The sequence below is a fragment of the Bartonella sp. OC16QHHD genome, assembly GCF_042194035.1.
Taxonomy (GTDB): Bacteria; Pseudomonadota; Alphaproteobacteria; order Rhizobiales; family Rhizobiaceae; genus Bartonella.
This window is the reverse complement of sequence record NZ_JBHIMJ010000001.1, coordinates 1-23,041: the sequence shown is the minus strand read 5'-3', so window position 1 is coordinate 23,041 and position 23,041 is coordinate 1. Positions and strand designations below refer to the sequence as shown.

Below are 23,041 nucleotides of genomic sequence, written 5' to 3'. Positions count from 1 at the left end.
GAAAAGAGAAGAAAAATATCTTTAAGGAAATAACAAAATAGCCCTAAGCCCTGGATTTGCATTTTCAAGTAACAATTCACCCCCATGAAGCTTCATAACCGCTTTTGCTATACTTAAACCAATCCCAAACCCAGGTTGTGTGCGGCTTTCTTCAAGACGAACAAATCGTTCTGTCACTTTTTCACGTTTATCCTCTGCTATTCCTGGTCCATTATCGCTCACAACAACTAATAAATGTTCATCACGATATTCCATTGATAAGCAAACCTTCGCTTGCCTTCCACCTTTAGGCGCATATTTAATTGCATTATCTATAAGATTAAAAATTGATTGTGCAACAAGCTCACGATTCAATTTTAGCTCTTTATCAAATATATCTCCCAACTGAAGTAAAACACCTGACTCCTCAGCAAAAGGTTCGTAAAGCTCAACAGCATCCTCAATGATCAATTTCATATTCATCATTTCAAGATGTTCAATTGCACTGCTGGCCTCAATACGTGAAATCATTAAAATCGCATTGAACGTACAAATAAGTTGATCTGACTCTGCAATAACCCTATCAAGGACCTGACGATATTCAAGCTTTGTCTTATTTCCTGAAAGTGCCTCTTCAGCGCGATTTCTAAGACGCGTTAACGGCGTTTTCAGATCATGAGCAATATTATCTGATACTTGACGTAAACCAATATTTAACTCTTCAATGCGGTCTAACATAACATTAAGATTGGTTGACAATCGATCAAACTCATCCCCTACTCCAGAAACAGGTAAACGCCCACTGAAATCACCATCCATCAAGCGCTGTGATGCAGCCGTTACATGATCAATCCTTTGTAAAGCTCTCCTGCCAACAAAAAACCATATGAGTAAAGCGCCTCCAACCATTGCAGCAAGTGCAATGATCACAGCTTTGCGAATAACAACAGCAAAACGTTCTGGCTCATCCAAATCACGTCCTATAAGAATCTTCATAGCATTAGGCAAATCAACAATAACCGCCAAAGCGCGATGTTCACTTGTTTTGCCATGTTCTCCAAAACGGGAATACAAAAAAGAGGTAGAAATAAAACCACTCTGATTCAAAAGACCTAATTCAATACGTGCTACATTTCCTGCTAAAATACGCCCCATAGAATCTGTAACAAGATAAAGAAATGCTCCTGGTTGTCTTGAACGATAATCAATAGTGCGCATTAATAAGGATAATCCCCCATAATTATAAGCATTTTCAATATACTTTAATTCTTCATGTAAAGCCTGTTCAGTTTGCTCTGTTAACAATGAAGCAGAAAATGCCGTCATATAAATAGAAAGTCCTGTTGCCACCAATCCAAACAATAAAATGTAAAGTGCTGAAAGCCTTAGCGCCGTCGTGCGCATTATATTAATCAAACGATTCATGCTTTGTTATCTGGTACTTTCAGCATATATCCAGCTCCACGCACTGTATGGAGAAGGGGAACATCAAAATCTTTTTCAATTTTGGCTCTCAAACGAGAGATATGGACATCAATGACATTCGTTTGTGGATCAAAATGGTAATTCCAAACGTTTTCCAAAAGCATAGTGCGTGTAACAACCTGCCCCGCATAACGCATCAAATATTCAAGTAAACGAAACTCTCGTGGTTGCAATAGAATGTTTCTATCACCTCGTTTTACCGTATGTGCTAACCGATCAAGCTCAAGATTACCTACACAGTAAACAGTTTCTGCTTCTTTAGGATTTTTCCGCCGTTGTAAAACTTCAACACGCGCAAGAAGTTCAGAAAAAGCATAAGGCTTTGTCAAATAATCATCTCCCCCTGCACGCAGCCCCGTTACACGATCATTAACTTGCCCTAAAGCAGACAGAATAAGAACCGGTGTTTCATTGCCTTTAGCGCGCAATTCAGCAATAATAGAAAGACCATCACGATGCAAAAGCATTCGGTCAACAACCATAACGTCATAATTTTCCGTGGTTGCTAAAGCATATCCCGTATCCCCATCATAAGCAACATCAACAGAATGCCCTACTTCCAAAAATGCTTTTTCGAGATAATGCCCCGTCTCATGATCATCTTCAATAACGAGTATCTTCATAAAACGTATCTCCATTATTTTATTATGTTGTAGGACAAATATTTAATAAACATTTGTCCTACAACTAAAGCCTTATTTTTTGAAAATTGGAAGAGCAACAAAACGATTTTGATCATTTGTTCGCACTTGTAAGAGTATAGCCTTTCGTCCTAACTGCTGAGCATTTTTGATTGTGTTAATAATATCAGAGACTCGTTTAACCGGTTTATTATTTACTGTCACAATGATATCACCAGGGCGTATCCCTTTATCTGCAGCATCTGAATCGGTATCGACATCCGTTACGACAACCCCTACACCATCATCAGAAGGCATAACAATCAAACCATAATCTTCCAATGTTTCATCTAAATCACTCTGTCCATTTGAATATTTTGAAGTCTCTTTCTTACTTTCATCTTCAGACATTGAAGCGAGTTTAACCTTTATACTCTCCTCCTTACCTGATCTCCAAATCCCTATGGTTACCATTTCTCCTGGTTTAATATTTGCAATACGTTTCGCCAACTCACGCGCATCAGCAACTTTTTCATTATTCACTGAAATAATTACATCACCCGCTTTAATACCAGCCTTTTCTGCCGGTCCTTTTAACGGATCAGTAACCAAAGCACCTTTGGCTTCTTTCAATCCTATTGAATCGGAAATCTCCTTTGTTACCGGCTGAATCTGAACACCTAACCAACCACGTTGAACTGAACCTTTTTCAATAAGTTGTTGTACAACCTGTTTTACAGTCGCTGCTGGAATAGCAAAAGCAATCCCAACATTTCCTCCAGAAGGAGAAAAAATTGCTGTATTAACCCCAACAACCTTTCCATTAAGATCAAACGTTGGACCACCAGAGTTTCCTCTATTAACAGCAGCATCAATCTGAATAAAATCATCGTATACACCAGTGCCAATATCACGTCCACGTGCAGAAACAATACCTGCTGTCACAGTTCCACCAAGACCAAATGGATTCCCAATAGCAACAACCCAATCCCCAACACGAAGCTTTGAATCATCACCAAAATCAACATAAGAAAATTTTCTTTTATCATTCACTTTTAATACGGCAAGGTCGGTTTTTGGGTCTTTCCCAATGAGCTTTGCGTTCAATTCTGTACCATCATCAAGAACAACAGTATAACTTGTTCCGTCAGAAATCACATGATCATTGGTCACAATGTAACCATCAGACGAAATAAAAAAACCCGATCCAAAAGCAACAGGACGGAGTCTCTGCGATTGGTGCGGAAATTTATTTTTAGGTTTATCAAAATCATAAAACTCTTTAAAAAATCTTTTTAAAGGATGCTGATCTGGTAATTGATCAAGTCCTGGACCACTAAAAAAGTTGCTAAAGAACCTATCTTCTTTCTTTTTATTGCTCTTTACTTGTACTGCCACAACGGCTGGTTTCACTTGAGCAACAATATCGGCAAATCCCTGTTGTTGCATTAACGAAGTAAATACAGAACTTGCATGAGCCTTTGTCATCCACAAGCTTGATGTACATCCACTAAAAAACAGTGCACTTTCCAATATCGCAGAAAAACTCACTGCGACAAATGTTTTAAAGAAAGCCTTTTTAACCATTTATTCTATGCTCCTATTCAATCATACCTATATTTCAATTCCGATCACTTATAAAATACCAGACCTTACCGTTTTCTGTCTAAATTATTAAAGTTTTGTAAGGTTTCAGTATTCCCTAATATAATTACAATAAGATTGTCTGCTTATTGCAGATGATCTGATTTTTTTCTTTTATGTAACATTTTTTTAATGCAATGACATTTTTGACTGTTCTTTTTCATTCACATAACGCATGATTATTCCGTTTGAAGTGGAAAAATATAATACTTACGCCAATGATAATAATGATCAAAGGCGAGAACCATAAAAACCAAGTTATTTTATTCAATGGTGGTTTCAAGAGAATAAATTCACCATATCGCTCAACAAGAAAGTCAGTGACTTGCTGATTACTATAGCCCATTTTTAGCCTTTCCCGAATTAAAAGCCGTAAATCACCTGCTAAAGCAGCATCTGAATCATCAATTGATTGATTTTGACAAACCGGACAACGTAAATGCGATGAAATATGGCGTGCTCGCGCTTCAAGAATCTTATCCTTTAAAATCTCATCCGGCTCTACTGCTATTGCTAATCGAAAAGGAAACGTTGCAATTAAAAAAAATACAATCCAAAGAATTTTTTTCATCTCAATGTCTTTTCCAAAAATTTAAAGCAAGCACTATCCTATTGTACATGCCAATGCGAAACCAATACCCCAAAAGAGAAAAACATCCCCCCATAGCCATCATGAATGCCCCTAACCAAATACATATTACATAAGGCTTCCACCATACGTGCACAACGAGACCCCGATTATCGATATGTCCCGGTACAATATATAGCTGCGATAAGCCATAATTTTTAAGACCAACTTCTGTTGTTGATGTATTTTGGCTTGAATAAAATCGCTTTGAGGCTGTTACATGACCCACAATGTTTTTATTTTCATATATTTTAAAATAAAATTCCATTGTCGAATAATTCGAACCAACACCATCATGCACTGCATCAAAATGAAGCGTTTTATCCGCTATCGTCACCCTATCCCCTACGTTCATGATTAAAATACGTTCTTGCCCAAAACTTACCACGCAAACAATACCAAATAATGTAATGCCTAATCCCATATGTGCTATTGCTGCACCAAAAGTAGACCATGGCAATCCAAGAAATCTCTTAACGCGTACTGAAAAAGCTCTCTTGCCATATCCACTCTTTCCCCATAGATCCGCTAAACTGCCTAAAAAAACAAACGCTGAAAGCCCAATCCCTAAAACTGCAAAAATATCACGCACAGATGCCGCATAGAATATTATAAAACAGACGATACCAACCAATACAAAAACAAACCACAACCGTTCAAAAACTGCAAGAAAATCACCGCGTTTCCATGCCATCATTGTCCCAAATGGAACAAACAACAACAGCAAAACCATTAGCGGTCCACAGGTAAGGTTAAAAAAAGCAGCCCCTACAGAAATTTTTTGCCCTGTTAATATCTCAATAAAATAAGGATAAAGCGTACCAATCAATACTGTTGCTGTTATTGTTGTCAGTAACAAGTTATTTAAAACAATAAACCCTTCACGTGAAATTGGTTGAAAAAATCTTTCTGTTTTTAAAATAGGGATACGCAAAGCAAAAAGAAGAAAAGCAGCTCCCGTAAAAAAAATAAAAGAGCAAGAATTGCTTGCCCGCGTGCTGGATCAACAGCAAAACTATGAACAGAAACTAAAAGCCCAGAACGCACAAGAAAAGTTCCCATCAGAGAAAGGGAAAAAGTAAGCAGCGCTAAAAACAGAGTCCAACTTTTCAATATTTCTCGTTTTTCGAGAACAAGAGCAGAATGTAAAAGAGCCGTTCCTGAAAGCCAAGGCATAAACGAAACATTTTCAACAGGATCCCAAAACCAATAGCCTCCCCATCCTAGCTCATAATAAGCCCAATAAGAGCCAACCATAATACCCAATGTCAAAAAACACCAAGCAAGTAAAAGCCACGGACGAATCCCACGCGCCCAAATTCTATCAACATGTCCCATAATCAATGCCGCAACGGCAAAAGAAAAACAAAGTGAAAAACCGACATAACCTAAATAAAGTAGCGGTGGATGAATTGCTAATGCGATATCTTGTAAAAGAGGATTGAGACCATTTCCCTGCAATGCTGGTGGATTTACGCGTAAAAATGGATTGGATACAAAAAGAATAAATAAAAGAAAAGCAGTTGTAATCCAACTTTGGCAAATTAAAACAAGCGTCTTAAAATCTTCTGGCAAATGTTGGCTAAAAAAAGCCATCAATGCACTAAAAAAAGCAAGACTTAAAACCCACAACAACATAGAGCCTTCGTGGTTGCCCCAAACACCTGTAATTTTATAGAGCATCGGTTTTTCTGAATGAGAATTCTCAACAACGTTCAAAACAGAAAAATCAGATACAACATAAGCATAAATTATCACTAAAAAAGATAAAAGCAGTAATGTAAAAGTAATATATGTTAGAGGAACAACTGTTTGCATTAACAAACGCTCTCTCCACCAAAAACCTAAAGCAGGTAAAAATGCCCCTAATAAGCTTACTGAAAATGCTGCAGCTAAAAAAATATGACCCAGTTCGACAAGCACAATCGAATTATTTCTCCATAATGTAATGTTTTTTCAAACGATCAGCTGTTTCTTTAGGCATATAAGTTTCATCATGTTTTGCTAAAATACGCATCCCTATAAAAAATCCCTGTTTATCGAAATGCCCTTCTACGATCACCCCCTGACCTTCACGAAAAAGATCCGGTAAGGCACCATTGAAAACTACTTTTTCATGTTTTTTGTTATCCGTTACAAAAAAAACAACGCCTCTCTCTCCAACATATTGAACAGTTCCCTTTTCAACAAAGCCACCCAAACGCAAAGGGCGCTCCGTTAAAATATCTTCTCTTGTAATTTCAGAGGGCATTCTAAAAAAACTGACCGCATGACGCATTGCATACACTATGAGACTTGCTGCAATTGTTATAACCAAACAACATAATAATATGATCAGTAAGCGCTTTTTTTTCGCTGCTCTAAAATAACCTTCCATGAGGTAGAATTCTTTAAAGATTGACTGTTCATAGACACTCTGCGAAAAAATTTTAAATACGTTATAACTAAGTATCAATATTTTATTTTTTAAGAGCTTTGCACATCTTCTACATAGGTGCAAGATTTCTTTTCTTTGTATGATCACTCGATAAATCACGTAACTGAATCATCATTTTTTTAACACGTGATTGTCCTGAAAAATTTTCAGGCATTGTATCAAGAAAGCTTTGTAAAAATTGCACTGCCTGCGCAGTTTTTCCTGCTTGATGCAATGCATCTGCCAACAATAAACGTGGATAAAAATCTGTTGGCGCTAAATCTGCTGCTTTTTGAAAAGCATTTTGCGCTTCTTGCGTTATCACTCCCCCTTCATAACCAACCAATGCTAAACCGTATCCTACAAGCCTTGGAGCTGTTTCTCCATTCAAACGAAGTGCATCTAAATAAGTATTCACTGCTTCTTGAAAAAGGCTTTCTTCGAGATACCCTACCGCTAACGCATCTGCTAGCTTGCCATCATGAGGTGCACGGAAAAAAAGCACTTGTAAACGAATAAGCTTTTCTTGCTTACTAAGAGTTTGAGGATTTTTATCCATTAATTCGCTAAAAAAATAACTTTTCACTTCTGGATTGCCTGTCAGCCCATAAATATTCCATGTCATAAGGAGAACAAACAAGATACTTAAAGCCTTAAGAATATTTCTTTTTTTATAATGCATATAAAGCTTGTTAAACTCAATCATACGCTTATGGCTTCTGTAACCATCCACGGTTTGAACTTTCCATTCTTTTTTTATCTCATCGTCAAAACGTAGTGAAAGAAAAAGAACACTTGCCAGAAAAATCAGAAAAAATGCTGCAAAAATTAATAAGAGCATATCGTTTTTTCCAATACGAACAGAGAATAACTCGCTTACATTTTATCCTCTTCATGAGAAAAGTGATGTAAATTAATTAAAATTCATTTTTTCATGGAGAATATTATAAAATCTATTATATACATCAATTAAACAAAGAAACTAAAAACAATGTTTCCCTACTCTGTTGATGTGTTGTCTGAAAATACTGCTTTACAAACTTTATAGACATTTCTTGCTTAAGGAGAAAATATGTTATTCTCCCATCTTAGGTAATAAAACTTTTGCATACAATCCACCCAAATCAGAACGTGATAAAAAGAGATTGCCACCATATTCACTGACCATATCTGAAACAATTGCTAACCCTAAGCCTGACCCTAGTTTACTTTCATTAAACCGCCGCCCTCTTTTTAATGCTTCATCAATTTTGTCTTCTGTTAAACCAGGACCATCATCTTCTACAAAGATACTAAAATATTCTGTTTCTTCAGCATTTTCTTCTAAACAACAAGAGATCAAAACCTTTGCGCGAGACCACTGAGTAGCATTTTCAATCAGATTCCCTATAATTTCTTCTAAATCTTCCTTCTCTCCAGAAAAAACAATATCATCAACATCCATAATAAATTGAATTTGTTTTTCAGGATTAAGCTTTTTCATAACCCGCACCAAGCGTTCAAGCACACTGCGAACAGACGTATGATAGACAACACTATCGCATTGTGCTGCAATCCGCGCACGCTGAAGATAATGATTGATTTGAGCTTGCATTATTTGCGTTTGCTCTCTCAACAAACTAGCCTTTTCTCCGCGCATCTTATCTGTCTCATTCATAATCACGGATAGAGGCGTCTTCAATGAATGCGCGAGATTACCAACCTGTGTGCGAAATCGCTCAATAATACGCTGATTATTATTAATGAGAGTATTCATCTCTTGTACAAGCGGCATCACTTCGCTTACTAAATCCGTATTCACATAATGAACTCTTCCTTCGCGAATATCATTCAATGCACGTCGAATAAGCTTCAACGGTTGAAAACTAAAGAAAATAATAGCAATATTAATAAGAACACTCCCGATACCGAAACTCCAAAGAAAAATTTGCAAAGTTCGCTTAAATTCCTTTACCTGGGCATGAGCTTCATCGATATTCCCAACAAGCCGAAAACGTGCAATATGATTTTTATTATCAAGAACAACATCACTCTCAATCACTTGTAGCTTTTGACCATTGTTCCCCGTTATCCGATAAGAGCGAAAGAATTTATTGTTAAAAGGTATATCAACATCACTTGGTGTAAATATCTCGCCTGTTCCCAATGAGGGGGATGTCAATCTTCCTTTTAAATTATGGGATATCGCAACAACTTCCCAATACCATCCTGTTGTTGGATCAGAATAACGAATATCATCAATCCCAGCCCCTCCTCTTAAAGTACCTTCTGATGACACCGTCACTGTTGCAATAAGACTGTAGAGTTGAGCAGAAAGGATACGCTCTAGGCTTTGTTCAGTCGAACGCTTATAAAATAAAATACTTACTGCAGAAATCGATAAAAGAGAAATAACAACCCATAATGTTGATAAGATCATAACACGTAAACTGAGAGATCGAGTAATTACAAAAAAGAACCTCCTATACCAATTATTCTCTTCAAAAACATTCATTAATCACCTCGCGTTCTCACGCGATATCCCATTCCTCGAATAGTTTCAATCAAATCCACTCCAAGCTTTTTCCGTAACCGACCTACAAAGACTTCCACTGTATTCGAGTCCTTATCAAAATCCTGATCATAAAGATGTTCAGTAAGCTCTGTTCTTGAAATGACCCTGTCACAATGATGCATGAGATACGAAAGCAGTCTGAATTCATAAGATGTTAGTTTAATCAATTGACCATCCACAAAAACACGAGACGTCTTTGTATCCAATAAAACATTTCCGCAACATAATGCACTCGTCGCATGTCCCGTAGTGCGACGAATTAATGCTCGCAAGCGCGCCATCACTTCCTCCAAATGAAATGGCTTCACAACATAATCGTCAGCTCCAGCATCAATACCGTGCACCTTATCAGACCAACGGTCTCGCGCTGTTAGCATTAAAACAGGCATGGAGATCCCTTCTTGACGCCACTTTTCAACAACACTAATACCATTAATCTGCGGTAAACCTATATCAAGTATCACCGCGTCGTAAGACTCTGTGCTACCTAAAAAATAAGCCTCTTCACCATCGAAAGCACTATCGGAAACATATCCTGCACGTCTTACAGCTTCTGCTAATTGATGGTGAAGATTCCGATCATCTTCAACAATTAAGATACGCATCACAACACCATCTGCTAAAGACTAATCAGCAGGAACAAAAAACTCAACACGACGTAACTTTTCACCATTACGGGCTGGTACAACAACCACAATTGCACACATGTCCTTTCCATCCTGAACAACCGGTTTTGAACGGACGAGAACCCCGCTCTCTTGCGCGGCAGCCTTCTTACCTACTTCAGCACACCCAGAAGCTAGAACAGAATCTGCTTCTAAAAAAGCTGCTATTATTACGAACAAGAATTTTTTTTTCATCATAAATATTTCAATAACCCATCTCTTCTCTTCCTTGATAAAGGATAAAAGAAATAATGGTTTTTTTTGGTCGATTAAAAAATCACAAATGAAAACAATTTATCCTCTATCTTACAGAAGAACATATTAACATTACTCCAAATTTTTAAAAAATCAAAAAAATATTTTTAATAATGAGAATAAAATTTATTCAATAAAATAATAAAATATTAATATACTATCTTACAAAAAATGCATAATTCTAAAACAAATTCTTTCTCTGTTAGAACTATAGAAAAAAAATACTTCTACTCCATATAATTATTGTAGATTTGTTTGGTTGTATTGCTTTGCCATAGGCTCTCTTTAAATGTTTGATTTTTTTAAAAAAAAGAAAGGGCAACACCGTAAGCCATTTCATAGTCCTGCTCTCATTGAATTAGACGCACGATTAGACACAGCGCTTTATCACATTCGTTCTGCTAACAGTTTTTTCTGGAAAAAGGCAAAAATCGTCTCACAAAATTTTCATCTTCAAGGATGGAAACGTTTTATCGTTGAAGTTCTCGATGAAATACTAACATTAGGGTTGATGGGATTTACTCTTTTTACCATTTTTGGCATTTCTGTTTTTGAACTGACCAAAACAGATTGGTCTTCTCCTAAAAACTTTTCCATTCTTTTTCTAGATCGCTATGGAAATTCCATTGGGCACCGTGGTGCACTGCCGGCAATCTCTGTCCCCGTTGAAGAAATGCCTGACACTGTCATTAAAGCGGTTCTCGCTACAGAAGACCGTCGTTTTTTTGATCATTGGGGTATTGATTTTCAAGGACTTACACGGGCAATTTCACAAAATATGCAAGCTAAAGGTGTAGTGCAAGGTGGTTCAACTCTCACACAACAATTGGCTAAAAATTTATTCTTAACAAACGAGAGAACCATAACACGTAAAATCAAAGAAGCTTATCTTGCTCTTTGGCTAGAAGCAAATTTTAGCAAAAAACAGATTTTGCAACTTTATCTTGACCGAGCCTATATGGGAGGAAACAATTTTGGTATTGCCGCAGCGGCAAAATTTTATTTTGGAAAAAACATACGTCATGTATCTTTAAATGAATCTGCTATGTTAGCAGGACTCTTTAAAGCTCCAACAAAATATGCTCCTCATAGTCATCTCTTTGCTGCTCAAACACGTGCCAATGTCGTCCTTTCTAATCTTGTTAATAGTGGCTTTATGACAAAGAGCCAAATTATCAATGCGCATCGCCACCCTGCTAAGGCACTTCCCCAAATAGAAAATAATCAGCCAGATTATTTTCTTGATTGGGCATTCGAGGAAGTCAAAAAAATGCGCAATCAACTTCCAAGCCATAGTTTAATTATTCAAACAACCCTTGATCCGAATATTCAAAAAGCAGCAGAAGAATCAATCGCATATCATTTACATCAATATGGTCAACAATATCGCGTAACCCAAGCTGCCACCGTTATACTCGATAATAACGGTGCCGTATGCGCAATTGTTGGAGGACTCGATTATAAAAAGAGCCAATTTAACAGAGCAACACAAGGCGGACGGCAAACTGGTTCTTCATTCAAACCTTATGTTTACGCAACCGCACTGGAACACGGACTGTCTCCCTCGACAATCGTTTTAGATGCTCCTATCAATTGGGGAGGTTGGACACCCAAAAATAATTCTGGTCGTTATTTGGGAAAAATTGATTTAGCAACAGCTTTAGCTTTTTCTATTAATACAGTCCCTGTGTATCTCACCTATCAATATCTTAACCGTGATACCCAACCCATCATAGATCTCATCAAGAATATGGGGATTAACGCGCATATTTTATCACACAAAACAATGGTTCTTGGCACTTCCAATATGACCCCCATGGATCAAGCTACAGGCTTTAATGTCTTTGCCAATGGAGGAATAGCGGGTAATCGTCATGGGTTTACGCAAATCAAAACAATTGATGGTCGTGTCGTGTGGGATTTCGAACATAACGGAAATAAGTTACACCGAGTTCTCAGCAGACAATCAACAGCTTATATGAACCAAATGATGGTGGGTGTCACGACACGAGGATCTGGTAAGCGTGCTGCTCTGCCCATAACTCTCGTCGCAGGGAAAACTGGAACATCACAATCTTATCGTGATGCTTGGTTTGTTGGCTTTACAGGCAATTATACGGGAGCCGTATGGATGGGAAATGATAACTTTTCACCGATGAATCGTGCTTTTGGGGGTGGCGTTCCTGCCATGATATGGCATCGCATCATGCTTGCTGCACATCAAAATATCATGCTCAAACAGCTCTATGGTGTTCAAGATTCTCTCCTTCCTCCTTATCAGCCCCCAGTACTTTCTTCCCATGCAGATTCTGAAGTTCCTCCTCCAATACCCTCTACGCTTTCTCCTGAAACATTGAATATTGTGCGATTGATTAACAAAGATCTGAAAAAAACATCTGCAATTTCTTTGAAAATGAAAACAACTGGAGATTCAACATTTTGAATTCAAGATATTCACTGATGTTTTTTAATATCACCATTTTCTTTTTTATCTTCGCTTTTTCCATTTTATGTGGAAAACTGAGTGTCGATTATGTGCTCAATTCCTTTCCTCATTTTGGACTCTTTAGAATTGGAAAATGGAGTGCTTATCCACAAATGGGAACAGCCAATATGGATCCTTATACCCGCGCCCGCACCGCTAAACAAGGCATTGTTTCACTCGGACGAACTGAAGGTATTCAATTCCAGATTTGGCAAGATAACCAAGGGCGTCCACTTCATCATCACTGTCATTATTTACTCAAAGGCACCATCCCTGAAACCCGTCTTTTTACCCTTTATACAGCTGACAAATCCCTAAAACCCTATACTTCATCCAAAGAAATACCTTTTGAACTCCACACTGACAATATTATCTATGAGCATGATGGCTCATTGCGCATTAATATTTCACCCACACCGCAAACCGGCAATTGGCTTGCAACAGTTAGTCAAAAAGAATTCGGGCTTATTCTTACTTTATACGATACCCCAATCATCTCAGCAACGGCATTACAAACGCTTACAATGCCATCAATAGAACAAATCCCATCAGGACAAATAAATTGTGACTAGATTTATTTATATCGCACTTCTTGCAATCATTGGCGCTATTATTGTTCATATTTGCGTTCTCTTTCTGATCCCCACCTGGGCACAAGATAATATATGGACAACACTAAAAAAATCTGGAACCTCTTATCAATTTGTCGATTTTACGCCCAATAATCCTATTCAGCAATCTGCTGATCCACTCTTTCTTCTTAAAGTCTGCAGATTTAATCTTGAAAATGGACCTGTTCATTTAAAAGCTTTGAAAACACGACAATTTTGGTCACTAGCAGCCTACACACACGACGGAATTATTTTCTATAGCCTTAATGACCGAACAGCCCCTGATGCGACACTCGATCTTATCATTGGAAAACCAATACAAATCATAGAACTCAAAAAATCAAAACCTAAAAAAAATACCAATTCAGTTTTGGTTGCTAAAAATTTGAATGAAGGGTTTGTTATTTTACGTACTTTTGTCCCTTCTTCCCTTGCGAAAAAAGAAAGTGAAGCTTTCCTTTCATCTGCGACCTGCCGTATATTTTATGAATAAAAACCGACTAACCTCTCATTTGTACAACACCTTACTTTCTATACAAAATACATGAAGCCTATCAAAATGGTTATCTTTTTTCTCTATTAATTGAATATTCAAATTTATCTGATTATAAATCCCTCAATTTTTTATTGAGATATAATGAAATCTCTATTGCACATCATCATATCCTATTTGATACGCATTATCTGACAGAAAAAACTCCCCGCAATCAGAAGAGAAAAATCAAGAGTAAAGCTCTAAAAAAATATGCTGCTAACAATTGTAAAACTTGTTATTTGAGTTTATTTCTTTTTATTTACAAACATTCCCATAAAATTCGCATCAATAACATGATAAACTATAGAAGAAATACTGTTTACCTTCAATGAAGTGCCAAAACAATCGCTGGAAACTTATAAGACATTACGCATCCTTGACCTCAAAAATAAGTGCTTTATTTTTGTTTTATGAGCATAAGCTTTTTGTAAGATAGCACTCTGAAAAAACTTGGCTTATAGTTTACAATTGAGGGGAAAAACTTCATGAAGAAGAGATATGTTCGGTTCGTTTCAAGAGCAGCAGTATGGTCCCCTCGATTTGGTGGATTTTCGTTCTTTATTTTATTATTTTCAGTCATTTTACAACGTTTTTCCGTCATTAACGTAAGCGACTTCATAATTTTGATAGGTATCTCTACTGGCTGTGTAATTATTTCTCTTTTTCTGGCTATTAAAGCACTTCATAGTTTATGGTTATATGGTGCTCTAGGGGGAATGAAAGCTTTAAAAGGGATCATTTATTCACTCATAACTGCGACACCATTGATGCTCTTTTTTGGACTTTGGTTTACCTTACCGGCTCTTTACGATATTTCTACCGATACACAAAGCCCGCCGGCTTTTTTTCGCACAATACGTCCCAGCGATGCTTTACCGCTCAAAAGTGTTTTGACTGAACAAGCAGCAATACAGATGTCACAATGGCCAGAAATATCGGGGCGCCGTTATGATGGCTCACCTGACCGTATTCGCGAATCTGTTCTTAATGTTTTAGCTGCATATGATTGGCCTGTTGTAGCGCAACGAGAATTCAAAGGCGAAGAAAATGAAATTTATATCGAAACGAGAGCAAAAACTTTTTACCTTGGCTTTATTTCAGATATTGTCGTTCGTTTAACTGATGAAGGGGATACAACTTTTGTTGATATGCGTTCTGCTTCTCGTTATTTGCCAAGAGATTTGGGGACAAATGCTGCTTTTATTATCGATTTTATGGATGCACTTGATACAGAAATCGCCTCACTTCCTCTCTCACAAGATGATGGATAAAAATCAAGAGAGATAAGGCACTTTATTTCATAAAAATTGCTTATTTTTCAATAAATATGACACATAAGAAGAGAATCACTTTTCAAAAACTATAAACTGACAATGCTTATACAAAAGACAATAATCTCAAAACAACTCATTCTTTAAATAATTAAAAAGATTCAAAAATAGGAAATAAAAAACAGAACTCTTGATGATAATACTGATTTAAAGTATCTATCACAATGTAATCAGTAAACATTTTTTTAAAGATAAATATTATATAAAAATAATAACTTATTTTTTATAAATAACTCTACAAATAACACCTTATAATTATATTTTAAAATAATATAACAACTTGATTTTATATTATTTTAAAATTCCCATATATTCAATTAATAAATTTGCAGCATAATATAATATAAAAAACATAATTGTTGATAATGTTGTCCTTTTTATACTCCAGTTCTCACCTTTAAATCTATTGTAAAAAAACATGCAAAATCCATATATAAACGTTGCCAATAAGGAGCTAGTAAAAGTATGCATAACAAAAAATCCAGACTGAAATTTCATCTACTTTATGAATGATTTAATAGAGAGAGAGCAATAGAATATAATTCAAATAATAAACTTAACTCAAATAATTATAATTTTATATATAAATAATTTTTATAAAATTCCCATATATTTAACTAATAAATTTCCAGAATAATATAATATAAAAAACATAATTGTTGATAATATTGTCCTTTTTATACTCCAGTTCTCACCTTTAAATCTATTGTAAAAAAACATGCAAAATCCAAATCCAATTGCTGTTACTAAGGAGCGAGTAAAAGTATTCATAACAAAAAAATCCAAAATAAAATATCTATTATCACACACAAAAATATCCCTGAAATCAGTTTAGCCATAGCTTTAAAGTATGTTTACAATATCACTGATCTCAGAAATATCTTACTAGCTATTTTCTAAATAAATTAGAAACAGTGTCCCTCCACTTTACGGATGACATTGCTGGTACTTATCTTTAAAACCACTAATAGCTCCTCCAAATCCGCCTGCTACTGCTGTTTCCGGACCACCTAATAAACCAATTAATGCTCCTACGCCTCCCTTTATGGCTGCTGATTCGACATAATCGCTTACTTCACAACTTGGATTCGGATGGCATTCATTGTACTTATCTATAAAACCGTCAGCAGCTCCTTCTAATCCGCCTATTGCTGCTCCTCCCAGACCAAATAATGCACCAGATGCTAGTCCTATGCCTCCGTGTATGGCAGCTGCTTCAACATAATCGCTTGTTTCACAACTTGGTGCCGTATAGCATGCATTGTATTTATCTACCACAGCGTCACCAGCTCCTGCTAGTCCACCTCCTATTGCTCCATTGACAAAGCCAGAACCGACACCTCCCGGTCCAGAAAAAAGACCTCCAACTGCACCAGTAATACCTCCTATTACTTCTCCTACGAGTCCGCCTGCACCTGCCTGCTTGGGAATGAGCTCCTGGGCTACAATCATCTTCTTCTGGAAAAAGCCAACTTTTTGGATGTGAGTTACTACTTGAATCACCAGCTCCTCCTATTCCGCCGCTTACTGCTCCACCGAGTAAGCCAGCACCTGCACCTCCTGGTCTAGCAATAGAACCTCCAGCTGCACCAGCACCACCTCCTAATATTGCTCCTACAATGCCACCTGTACCTGCTGCTTGGGCATAAGCGTCTGTACTATAATCATCTTCTGGAAAAAGCCAACTTTTTGGATGTGAGTTACTACTTGAATCATTTGATGAGCTTGAACTACCCATTTAAATCCTCCTTTTATTATTAAAAATAACTGTATCATAATGATGCAGTTGGTGATTCTTTATCTCCTGCGTACCAAGACTTTAAACGCTTATAGATTTCATATTCATCGAGGATTGTCGTTTTTTGAAAGTCTTGATCTAGAATGCCATCCATGATGCCGCTTCTCTTTCCATAGTGCAATAACGCTCTTGCTTGGGTTTGAACTGGGTGCTTCATAGACAATGCACATTAAACCAAAGGCATCCGCCCCATGACTGGACCAATCATGCTCTGCTCCCAAGCCAATATTGCGCTTCTCATCCCATTTCTCGTGATACCAATTCAGTGCTTTGCGCCCTGCGACCGTCATCTCTTCATTGAACCAAACAGACGGCAAAATACGACGCACCGCCTCTATACGCATCTTAACCGCCCCTGCCCCTTGATTAGGGATCACTTGCGTTTCAAAACCCGCATCATTTAAAGCGCTCTCAAAACTCACATTGGGCACACGGTCTCTGGTCGCACCGTCATGGGGGAGAACCATCAATGCCTTCTCATAACCATTTTGACGCAACCAACCGATATGCTCCGATAAAGGCTGCCCCTGTGCTTCGTAATAATCAAGCACTCTGATCTCTCGCCCCACAAACTGTGCTATCCATATCGCCGTGGCATCTGCCTTGGCGCCCGTACCCCCAAATATCCCAAAAGGCGCGTATCTGCATTAAAGGATCACGAGCAACACGCCCTATCCGCCCCTCCTGCTCGGCTACCAACATTTCCTTTTGATAATAAGCGCCTTGAACCGCTGTAAGATAAGCCCCTTCCCAGATATGCTTATAGGTCTCTGGACGGTTTCTCAGATCATCAAGCCGCGCTTCATTCAAGATCTTGGGAAACTTCGGATTGTCTGACCAGTTGATCTCAACACGCTTGATTGCCTCATTGTCTGAAAAGCGAAACCGCTTCTCAACGGGGGCATTCTCTCGCAACGGGTTCCATGTCACCCATAATTCTGCCCGCCATCCCTCTCCTTCTTCTCGCAAAGTCGGTATAAGCGTTTGCCAAGCCGTCTCTGTAACGGGCTCTGCTTCATCAACCCAACAAAGCAAAATGCGCCCCATCGATTTAATGCTCGCAATATTACGGTCAAGACCAGAAAACTGAAAGGCTACGCGACCATCTATCGACTTAATCGAAGATTCCCCAACCTTGTAATAGTCCTTTAAAAAGTCGTGCGCTTCAATGGCGCGCTTAATCTCCTCCAATGAACTTTCTGCTAGCGAGTTTTGAAACTGCCGTGCACAAAGTATAGTGCCTGATATCCCTCTCCTACCAAATTGATAGCCTTTTAAAGCAGCCATCAAGGCAAATGATCTTGTCTTCCCAGACCCTCGTCCACCCCAAGCCGCTCGTACCAAAGCGTCTCCTGTAAAAATAGGAATGAGTTTTGGAACAATATTAATCTGTCGTGTTGTCATGAACTAAAGGCGCAATTTCTACACGCGTTATCATCTTAATGGCTCCCCCATCTTCACCTGTTACCTGTAAAGGCAACACCTTACCAAGCAACGCTAAATAAGCAGCGGGGCATTTGATTGCCTGTTTTTCGAGATAAGAGATCAAACCATCATCACCATATTTCTTACCAGCGCGCTCTGCTGCCTTAAGCACTGCTTCTTTCAAAATACGTGTCGTTTTATTTGGCACACCTTTTACCCGCCCTTGACCTGCCTTTGGGGGCGTTCTTTTTGCAAGTTTTTCAGTGGTTTTCATGTGTGTTTCTTTTTGTAAACAAGACAATAAAAAAACCGCAAAAGCAGGGCTCTGAACAATCAGATAAACTTATAAGAGAGGTAATACCTCTACCGTAATTCTAGACGCAATTCGACTAGTACAGCAATGCCATAAAACACTATTTTTCATATCCTGTCAACAAAAAAATCACGATATTGTGTATTTTTTATTTTTTTCACCTAAATCTAGTGTCTTTAACACTAAGCAATTCACAATTGTATTATCTAAACGAATCAATTATACGGAAGCGCTAAATTATTGATTAGCAAAAAGTGGGGGGGAATTAATGTTATTTTTCAAAAAAGCAGTTTTATGTAGAATTAAAAAGACATTTACAAAAATATTTGTATTTAAAAAGAACATATTAACGATTGCGTTTTTTATGGCATATCTTTTGCTAACGGCACATGGTTATGCCAGTATAAATGAATTATTTTGTTCTAAAATAATTGAAAAACTGCACCTAGAAAAAAATGCAAAAGAAAATGCGGAAAGGGGATGGAATGACACGCAGAAGTTTCTAGAAATCACCCTCAATGAGTGGGAAACAATAGCTCAAGAACAGGATGCCCTGACTATAAAACTACTCAATATGAGTCCAAGACAGGATCAACAAAAGAATTATGGATTGTACACTATAATTCATACACGAAATAAAGCAATCAAAGCAAGACATGAGACAATACAATCCATTTTTAGCCTTGTTCAAAAGCGGCACATAGTGCTTCAAGCCATGGCAAAAGCATCTAAGTCTAAGCACACATCTGATGTGTTGAATTATGAGGCACAATTTTTTGAACTTCATCAGAATATTAAAAAAGTAAATAACATGATTGATCCACTAAGCAATGAAATTGATAAGATGGATCACCTTATTAAGAAAACTCTTAATCTTTAATATATACTTAATCTTTAATATATACTTAAACTCCAGCCATAAAAGAAATAATGAATTATTTATCAGCAAAAAAAATAAGTTACTTATTAATCATAGTAATCAGTGTGCTTTTTCTTACCAACTGCGGACAAAAATCAGATGCAGATGAGAACCGCATTCCAAATAACCTAGCTGATGCAGTTGATATGTTTGATGTTGGTCCTCGAAATTTATATGATCTTCCAAACGAAGTGCTCGAAAAATTTGATATTAATCGATACAATCTATGTAAAATGTTAAAACAGCAACATAAAGATTACTATGGTTATGATAAATTTCAAGATGTTGATTGTAATAGCTATAAGTGAAGAATAAAAATACTAAAAATCATAAAACAAAACAAATACTTCATATCTTTCTTATTTTTAGAAACAAAAAGAGGCACTTCTGCGTACAATAGAATGAATTATTTTCCTTAGTCTTTTACAAGGCGTTATACAGAGAAACGTTTCACGTCACATTGCTTACTTTAGCATCGTTCTTAAAGATGCATAAAAAACTAAGTTAGAAATGTTGATAGCTTGGCAAGCACTTCATTCATAATCATGGGGGGAACCGTTTCCATTTTCCTTCCCTGACGCGCTGCTATATCGAGAGCTCGTGGTTGATCACAACGTATTACGCCCGTTGTATGTAATCCGGTTCCTGCTAATGAAACAGCAAACCCTGCTGTTCTTGCAAAATTTCCTCCGCTTGTAATAGGCAAGACAATAGGTGTTTTCGTGACACGATTAAACGCCTCCGGTGACACAACCAGTACAGGACGCGTTCCTTTTTGCTCATAACCAGAAGTTGGGTCAAGCGATACAAACCAAATTTCGCCCCGCTTCATTACAAGAGCTCTCTGCCAACAGGCTTGGCATCAAACCACTCCATATCATCATCTGCAAAATCGTCCGAAGGATTACATTGCGCTAACAATTCTTCAAGAGTATAGCTAGAAAATGCCTGTGGTTTTACAACCAATTGTCCATTGTCAATAGCCAAACCCACTTGCGTGTTTTCAGAAAGATGAAGAACATCAAGCAATGCGGGCGGTATAGAGAGCATAACTGACCCTCCAACTTTACGTAATTTTGTTGTGTGCATAAAACACTCCCTTTAATATTATATAAAAATATAACATTCTAGTGCATATTCTTCAAGAGGTTTTCATGCTTTTATGGAAAAAGAACAATAAAACATTTACCATTTAGTTTTTCTGTCAAAATATTTATGAAGCGCGTTAAGAGCGACCCGCAATGAATTCACAAGATATGGTAATGTTTGATCTTCAAAAACAAGATATTGTACTGCTGCATAAAGATTATACTGTCTATAGAGATGTTGTGTTTCTTTTATCGCCTCTTACATATTCAAAAATTGTTTTGTTGCAAATTCAACCCATTTTTCTCTTGCTTTGTCATCAGAAGACGATGGTATTTCATCATAAACAGCGCTTGGTAAACCTTTTGCACACAAATAGTCATTTTTCACTTCAAGATATTTTTGCGCAGCATCATACTGGTCTTGAGTAAGCACGCCTTGCAAACAAAGCCGCCCAACATAAGTACCAGCAAGCGGATTTTTAGCCTCTTCAATAGTCAAACCAAAGCGTTTAGCACGCATTTCAATTGCCAATTGATTAACAGGATCTTGACGTACTTTCACTTGTGAAATGTAAGCATCTTTCTTTTTATTTTTTTTCACTTATACCCCCAAATGTCTGTCTAATATCTTTCCCAGTTTTATCTGATGCTAAACATGTTTCTTTATCCAAAATAAATAACCACGTGGATAAAGAGAGACCTATAATTATAGTTAGTATACTTATCTTTATTTTATCATTAGCCAGCCCCCAAACGAATACAACCAATGTCAACATAACTACAATGATTATCGCTATTTCAAAACCAGTAGCAGATACATCATTACCCTTATTCCCTAACAACGCTTGTTGCATAAGCATATTATTCTGTATAATTATTTGCAAAGAATTGGATTGACTCATTAACATCAAAAAGGAACCTCATCATTTATAACAGTATGAGGCATATCAAGAGGTTGCTGGAAACTTCTGTCATAAGAAGATAATGGCTCTTGATTATCGTTATTTTTTCCGTCTAAGAGCTTTAACTCGCCTTTGAATTGCGGTAAAACAATCTCTGTTGTGTAACGGTCATGACCATTTTTATCTTGCCATTTGCGTGTTTGTAATTTGCCTTCTACGTAGACCTTTGAACCTTTGTTGAGATATTGAAGTGCAATTTTTGCCAAATGTGGATTAAAAATCACCACGGAGTGCCATTCAGTTTTCTCTACTTTTTGATGAGTATTTTTATCCGTATAGCTTTCAGAAGTTGCCATACGAAAATTGACTACTTCTGTTCCAGAATTCATTGTTTTGCTTTCGGGATCAGCACCTCAATAGCCAATTAACATCACTTTATTTAGCATGTTTTTTACCTTAAATTTGTATTTTAATACATACAAAATCCTAGCATGATTTGCTTATTTTTTCAATTATTTCAAAAGGATATTATTGTTTTTTAACATATAAAATTATATTTAATATGCAAAAAAACATAAATAGTTCAGTGTTCATTTAAAACTCTTGAAATACATACATAAATGTATTAACATAAGATATGAAAATAAGATTTGAATGGGATGAAACTAAAGCAAAAAGTAATCTTAGAAAGCACCGTGTAAAGTTTTGAAATAGCTGCATATGTTTTTTCTGATCTATTCTCCATGGTTAAACAAGACCGTATTGAAAACGGAGAATATCGTTGGCAAACTTTGGGTCTTGTGGATGGTTTTTTACTGCCGCTCGTGGCGCATACTGTCCATGATGATAAAGATGGTATAGAAGTAATCCGTATTATTTCAGCGCGGCGAGCTAACTCGAAAGAAAGGAAACGTTATGAAGAAGAAAGTTCTTTATGAAATTGATGTAGGTAACTTATCACCTTTGACAGATAAACAGAGAGTTGAAGTTGATAAGCTGGCTGCAATGCCGGACAGTGCAATTGATCATAGTGATATTCCGTCACTCAATGATGCATTCTGGAAAAACGCCGTTCGCAATCCATTCTATAAACCAACCAAAACTGTCACAACAGTACGTGTGGATTCAGACGTTCTAGTGTGGCTTAAAAGTCAAGGGAAAGGATATCAAACACGGATTAACGCAATTTTACGTGACGCCATGCTTCGTTCAATGCGTTGACCTCTTTCCTGCTACAAAGAGTATCAATCAGCACTTTTCACTAGTTTGCTGTTTTAAGCCGCTTTAGAATTGCTACTGTCATGACACTCTTCACTAGGCTTGCCTATTCTCATGAATGAAATGCGCTTGCCTCCTAAGGCTAGGTTACGCGTATTTTCAACTGCTGT

General features: G+C 37.1%; 22 protein-coding genes and 4 pseudogenes. 8 read left to right on the top strand and 18 right to left on the bottom strand.

The annotated features are described in order from the left end of the window. Positions 1 to 21: 21 nt before the first annotated feature. From ACFIK1_RS00130 to ACFIK1_RS00085, 10 genes and pseudogenes are all read right to left on the bottom strand, one after another. Positions 22 to 1,404, bottom strand: a complete 1,383-nt coding sequence (locus tag ACFIK1_RS00130) for an ATP-binding protein (RefSeq protein WP_375634245.1) — start codon at positions 1,402 to 1,404, stop codon at positions 22 to 24. After that, positions 1,401 to 2,087 (bottom strand): response regulator transcription factor, encoded by a 687-nt coding sequence (locus tag ACFIK1_RS00125; RefSeq protein WP_273791552.1) that lies wholly within the window; start codon positions 2,085 to 2,087, stop codon positions 1,401 to 1,403. The genes ACFIK1_RS00130 and ACFIK1_RS00125 overlap by 4 nt, the downstream gene beginning before the upstream one ends. 72 nt (positions 2,088 to 2,159) lie before the next feature. Beyond that, a complete protein-coding gene (locus ACFIK1_RS00120) occupies positions 2,160 to 3,671 on the bottom strand; it encodes a Do family serine endopeptidase (protein WP_375611163.1) in 1,512 nt (503 codons plus the stop codon). A gap of 217 nt (positions 3,672 to 3,888) precedes the next feature. Beyond that, complete coding sequence (locus ACFIK1_RS00115) at positions 3,889 to 4,299, bottom strand: cytochrome c-type biogenesis protein CcmH (RefSeq protein ID WP_375634247.1); 411 nt, start codon at positions 4,297 to 4,299, stop codon at positions 3,889 to 3,891. A gap of 1 nt (position 4,300) precedes the next feature. Beyond that, positions 4,301 to 6,279 (bottom strand): annotated as a pseudogene (locus tag ACFIK1_RS00110) (heme lyase CcmF/NrfE family subunit). A gap of 7 nt (positions 6,280 to 6,286) precedes the next feature. Then, positions 6,287 to 6,765: pseudogene (gene ccmE / locus ACFIK1_RS00105) on the bottom strand (cytochrome c maturation protein CcmE). A 77-nt stretch (positions 6,766 to 6,842) separates the two neighbouring features. Beyond that, the gene (locus ACFIK1_RS00100; RefSeq protein ID WP_375634274.1) at positions 6,843 to 7,613 is read right to left on the bottom strand and encodes a tetratricopeptide repeat protein; all 771 of its coding nucleotides are present in this window, start codon (positions 7,611 to 7,613) and stop codon (positions 6,843 to 6,845) included. Between the two features lie 234 nt (positions 7,614 to 7,847). Further along, entirely contained in the window at positions 7,848 to 9,266 is a 1,419-nt protein-coding gene (locus ACFIK1_RS00095; RefSeq protein ID WP_375654975.1) for an ATP-binding protein, read from the bottom strand. Continuing rightward, a complete protein-coding gene (locus tag ACFIK1_RS00090; RefSeq protein ID WP_375661785.1) occupies positions 9,266 to 9,931 on the bottom strand; it encodes a response regulator transcription factor in 666 nt (221 codons plus the stop codon). The genes ACFIK1_RS00095 and ACFIK1_RS00090 overlap by 1 nt, the downstream gene beginning before the upstream one ends. Positions 9,932 to 9,952: 21 nt before the next feature. Then, positions 9,953 to 10,189: a hypothetical protein gene (locus tag ACFIK1_RS00085; RefSeq protein ID WP_375622279.1), complete on the bottom strand. Its 237-nt coding sequence runs from the start codon at positions 10,187 to 10,189 to the stop codon at positions 9,953 to 9,955. 346 nt (positions 10,190 to 10,535) lie between these two features. On the opposite strand from ACFIK1_RS00085, the gene ACFIK1_RS00080 reads away from it, so the two are divergent. The 4 genes from ACFIK1_RS00080 (at position 10,536) to ACFIK1_RS00065 (ending at position 15,148) form a co-directional block, all read left to right on the top strand. Continuing rightward, entirely contained in the window at positions 10,536 to 12,689 is a 2,154-nt protein-coding gene (locus ACFIK1_RS00080) for a transglycosylase domain-containing protein (protein ID WP_375661784.1), read from the top strand. Between the two features lie 17 nt (positions 12,690 to 12,706). After that, positions 12,707 to 13,303 carry a DUF1214 domain-containing protein gene (locus ACFIK1_RS00075; protein ID WP_375654977.1) on the top strand — a complete coding sequence of 199 codons (597 nt, stop codon included), beginning with the start codon at positions 12,707 to 12,709 and terminating at the stop codon, positions 13,301 to 13,303. Then, on the top strand, positions 13,296 to 13,835 hold the full coding sequence (locus tag ACFIK1_RS00070) for a hypothetical protein (RefSeq protein ID WP_375661783.1): 540 nt from the start codon (positions 13,296 to 13,298) through the stop codon (positions 13,833 to 13,835). Before ACFIK1_RS00075 ends, ACFIK1_RS00070 begins: the two co-directional genes overlap by 8 nt. A gap of 527 nt (positions 13,836 to 14,362) precedes the next feature. Further along, positions 14,363 to 15,148: a DUF1499 domain-containing protein gene (locus tag ACFIK1_RS00065; RefSeq protein WP_375661782.1), complete on the top strand. Its 786-nt coding sequence runs from the start codon at positions 14,363 to 14,365 to the stop codon at positions 15,146 to 15,148. A 987-nt stretch (positions 15,149 to 16,135) separates the two neighbouring features. Here ACFIK1_RS00065 and ACFIK1_RS00060 read toward each other — a convergent pair. The 3 genes and pseudogenes from ACFIK1_RS00060 to ACFIK1_RS00050 all read right to left on the bottom strand — a co-directional run bounded on the left by ACFIK1_RS00060 (position 16,136) and on the right by ACFIK1_RS00050 (position 18,705). Continuing rightward, positions 16,136 to 16,660 carry a hypothetical protein gene (locus ACFIK1_RS00060; protein ID WP_375661781.1) on the bottom strand — a complete coding sequence of 175 codons (525 nt, stop codon included), beginning with the start codon at positions 16,658 to 16,660 and terminating at the stop codon, positions 16,136 to 16,138. A 424-nt stretch (positions 16,661 to 17,084) separates the two neighbouring features. After that, a pseudogene (locus ACFIK1_RS00055) lies at positions 17,085 to 18,410 on the bottom strand (PBSX family phage terminase large subunit). After that, positions 18,391 to 18,705, bottom strand: a complete 315-nt coding sequence (locus tag ACFIK1_RS00050) for a hypothetical protein (RefSeq protein WP_375661780.1) — start codon at positions 18,703 to 18,705, stop codon at positions 18,391 to 18,393. Before ACFIK1_RS00050 ends, ACFIK1_RS00055 begins: the two are co-directional and overlap by 20 nt. A 307-nt stretch (positions 18,706 to 19,012) precedes the next feature. Between ACFIK1_RS00050 and ACFIK1_RS00045 the strand changes: the two genes are divergently transcribed. Beyond that, on the top strand, positions 19,013 to 19,624 hold the full coding sequence (locus ACFIK1_RS00045) for a hypothetical protein (protein WP_375661779.1): 612 nt from the start codon (positions 19,013 to 19,015) through the stop codon (positions 19,622 to 19,624). A gap of 50 nt (positions 19,625 to 19,674) precedes the next feature. Then, positions 19,675 to 19,971: a hypothetical protein gene (locus ACFIK1_RS00040; RefSeq protein ID WP_375636702.1), complete on the top strand. Its 297-nt coding sequence runs from the start codon at positions 19,675 to 19,677 to the stop codon at positions 19,969 to 19,971. Positions 19,972 to 20,162: 191 nt separating this feature from the next. On the opposite strand, the gene ACFIK1_RS00035 is transcribed toward ACFIK1_RS00040, so the two are convergent. The 5 genes and pseudogenes from ACFIK1_RS00035 to ssb form a co-directional block, all read right to left on the bottom strand. Beyond that, positions 20,163 to 20,495, bottom strand: a complete 333-nt coding sequence (locus tag ACFIK1_RS00035; RefSeq protein WP_375636703.1) for a type II toxin-antitoxin system PemK/MazF family toxin — start codon at positions 20,493 to 20,495, stop codon at positions 20,163 to 20,165. Further along, complete coding sequence (locus ACFIK1_RS00030; protein WP_375661778.1) at positions 20,495 to 20,752, bottom strand: AbrB/MazE/SpoVT family DNA-binding domain-containing protein; 258 nt, start codon at positions 20,750 to 20,752, stop codon at positions 20,495 to 20,497. Before ACFIK1_RS00030 ends, ACFIK1_RS00035 begins: the two co-directional genes overlap by 1 nt. 96 nt (positions 20,753 to 20,848) lie before the next feature. Further along, positions 20,849 to 21,352, bottom strand: a pseudogene (locus tag ACFIK1_RS00025) (hypothetical protein). Beyond that, a complete protein-coding gene (locus tag ACFIK1_RS00020; RefSeq protein ID WP_375661777.1) occupies positions 21,339 to 21,659 on the bottom strand; it encodes a hypothetical protein in 321 nt (106 codons plus the stop codon). The pseudogene ACFIK1_RS00025 and the gene ACFIK1_RS00020 overlap by 14 nt, the downstream one beginning before the upstream one ends. Further along, positions 21,659 to 22,042 carry a single-stranded DNA-binding protein gene (ssb, locus tag ACFIK1_RS00015; RefSeq protein ID WP_375661776.1) on the bottom strand — a complete coding sequence of 128 codons (384 nt, stop codon included), beginning with the start codon at positions 22,040 to 22,042 and terminating at the stop codon, positions 21,659 to 21,661. Before ssb ends, ACFIK1_RS00020 begins: the two co-directional genes overlap by 1 nt. 354 nt (positions 22,043 to 22,396) lie before the next feature. Between ssb and ACFIK1_RS00010 the strand changes: the two genes are divergently transcribed. After that, positions 22,397 to 22,591 carry a BrnT family toxin gene (locus ACFIK1_RS00010; RefSeq protein WP_375661775.1) on the top strand — a complete coding sequence of 65 codons (195 nt, stop codon included), beginning with the start codon at positions 22,397 to 22,399 and terminating at the stop codon, positions 22,589 to 22,591. Further along, the gene (locus ACFIK1_RS00005; protein WP_375661774.1) at positions 22,569 to 22,874 is read left to right on the top strand and encodes a BrnA antitoxin family protein; all 306 of its coding nucleotides are present in this window, start codon (positions 22,569 to 22,571) and stop codon (positions 22,872 to 22,874) included. The genes ACFIK1_RS00010 and ACFIK1_RS00005 overlap by 23 nt, the downstream gene beginning before the upstream one ends. Positions 22,875 to 23,041 lie beyond the last annotated feature (167 nt).

Excerpts from the sequence above, each read along its gene's own strand:
- ACFIK1_RS00130 (WP_375634245.1), bottom strand. The coding sequence starts at position 1,404 with ATGAATCGTTTGATTAATATAATGCGCACGACGGCGCTAAGGCTTTCA.
- ACFIK1_RS00125 (WP_273791552.1), bottom strand. The coding sequence starts at position 2,087 with ATGAAGATACTCGTTATTGAAGATGATCATGAGACGGGGCATTATCTC.
- ACFIK1_RS00120 (WP_375611163.1), bottom strand. The coding sequence starts at position 3,671 with ATGGTTAAAAAGGCTTTCTTTAAAACATTTGTCGCAGTGAGTTTTTCT.
- ACFIK1_RS00115 (WP_375634247.1), bottom strand. The coding sequence starts at position 4,299 with ATGAAAAAAATTCTTTGGATTGTATTTTTTTTAATTGCAACGTTTCCT.
- ACFIK1_RS00100 (WP_375634274.1), bottom strand. The coding sequence starts at position 7,613 with ATGCTCTTATTAATTTTTGCAGCATTTTTTCTGATTTTTCTGGCAAGT.
- ACFIK1_RS00095 (WP_375654975.1), bottom strand. The coding sequence starts at position 9,266 with ATGAATGTTTTTGAAGAGAATAATTGGTATAGGAGGTTCTTTTTTGTA.
- ACFIK1_RS00090 (WP_375661785.1), bottom strand. The coding sequence starts at position 9,931 with ATGCGTATCTTAATTGTTGAAGATGATCGGAATCTTCACCATCAATTA.
- ACFIK1_RS00085 (WP_375622279.1), bottom strand. The coding sequence starts at position 10,189 with ATGATGAAAAAAAAATTCTTGTTCGTAATAATAGCAGCTTTTTTAGAA.
- ACFIK1_RS00080 (WP_375661784.1), top strand. The coding sequence starts at position 10,536 with ATGTTTGATTTTTTTAAAAAAAAGAAAGGGCAACACCGTAAGCCATTT.
- ACFIK1_RS00075 (WP_375654977.1), top strand. The coding sequence starts at position 12,707 with ATGTTTTTTAATATCACCATTTTCTTTTTTATCTTCGCTTTTTCCATT.
- ACFIK1_RS00065 (WP_375661782.1), top strand. The coding sequence starts at position 14,363 with ATGAAGAAGAGATATGTTCGGTTCGTTTCAAGAGCAGCAGTATGGTCC.
- ACFIK1_RS00060 (WP_375661781.1), bottom strand. The coding sequence starts at position 16,660 with ATGATTGTAGCCCAGGAGCTCATTCCCAAGCAGGCAGGTGCAGGCGGA.
- ACFIK1_RS00050 (WP_375661780.1), bottom strand. The coding sequence starts at position 18,705 with ATGAAAACCACTGAAAAACTTGCAAAAAGAACGCCCCCAAAGGCAGGT.
- ACFIK1_RS00045 (WP_375661779.1), top strand. The coding sequence starts at position 19,013 with ATGTTATTTTTCAAAAAAGCAGTTTTATGTAGAATTAAAAAGACATTT.
- ACFIK1_RS00040 (WP_375636702.1), top strand. The coding sequence starts at position 19,675 with ATGAATTATTTATCAGCAAAAAAAATAAGTTACTTATTAATCATAGTA.
- ACFIK1_RS00035 (WP_375636703.1), bottom strand. The coding sequence starts at position 20,495 with ATGAAGCGGGGCGAAATTTGGTTTGTATCGCTTGACCCAACTTCTGGT.
- ACFIK1_RS00030 (WP_375661778.1), bottom strand. The coding sequence starts at position 20,752 with ATGCACACAACAAAATTACGTAAAGTTGGAGGGTCAGTTATGCTCTCT.
- ACFIK1_RS00020 (WP_375661777.1), bottom strand. The coding sequence starts at position 21,659 with ATGTTAATGAGTCAATCCAATTCTTTGCAAATAATTATACAGAATAAT.
- ssb (WP_375661776.1), bottom strand. The coding sequence starts at position 22,042 with ATGAATTCTGGAACAGAAGTAGTCAATTTTCGTATGGCAACTTCTGAA.
- ACFIK1_RS00010 (WP_375661775.1), top strand. The coding sequence starts at position 22,397 with ATGGTTAAACAAGACCGTATTGAAAACGGAGAATATCGTTGGCAAACT.
- ACFIK1_RS00005 (WP_375661774.1), top strand. The coding sequence starts at position 22,569 with ATGAAGAAGAAAGTTCTTTATGAAATTGATGTAGGTAACTTATCACCT.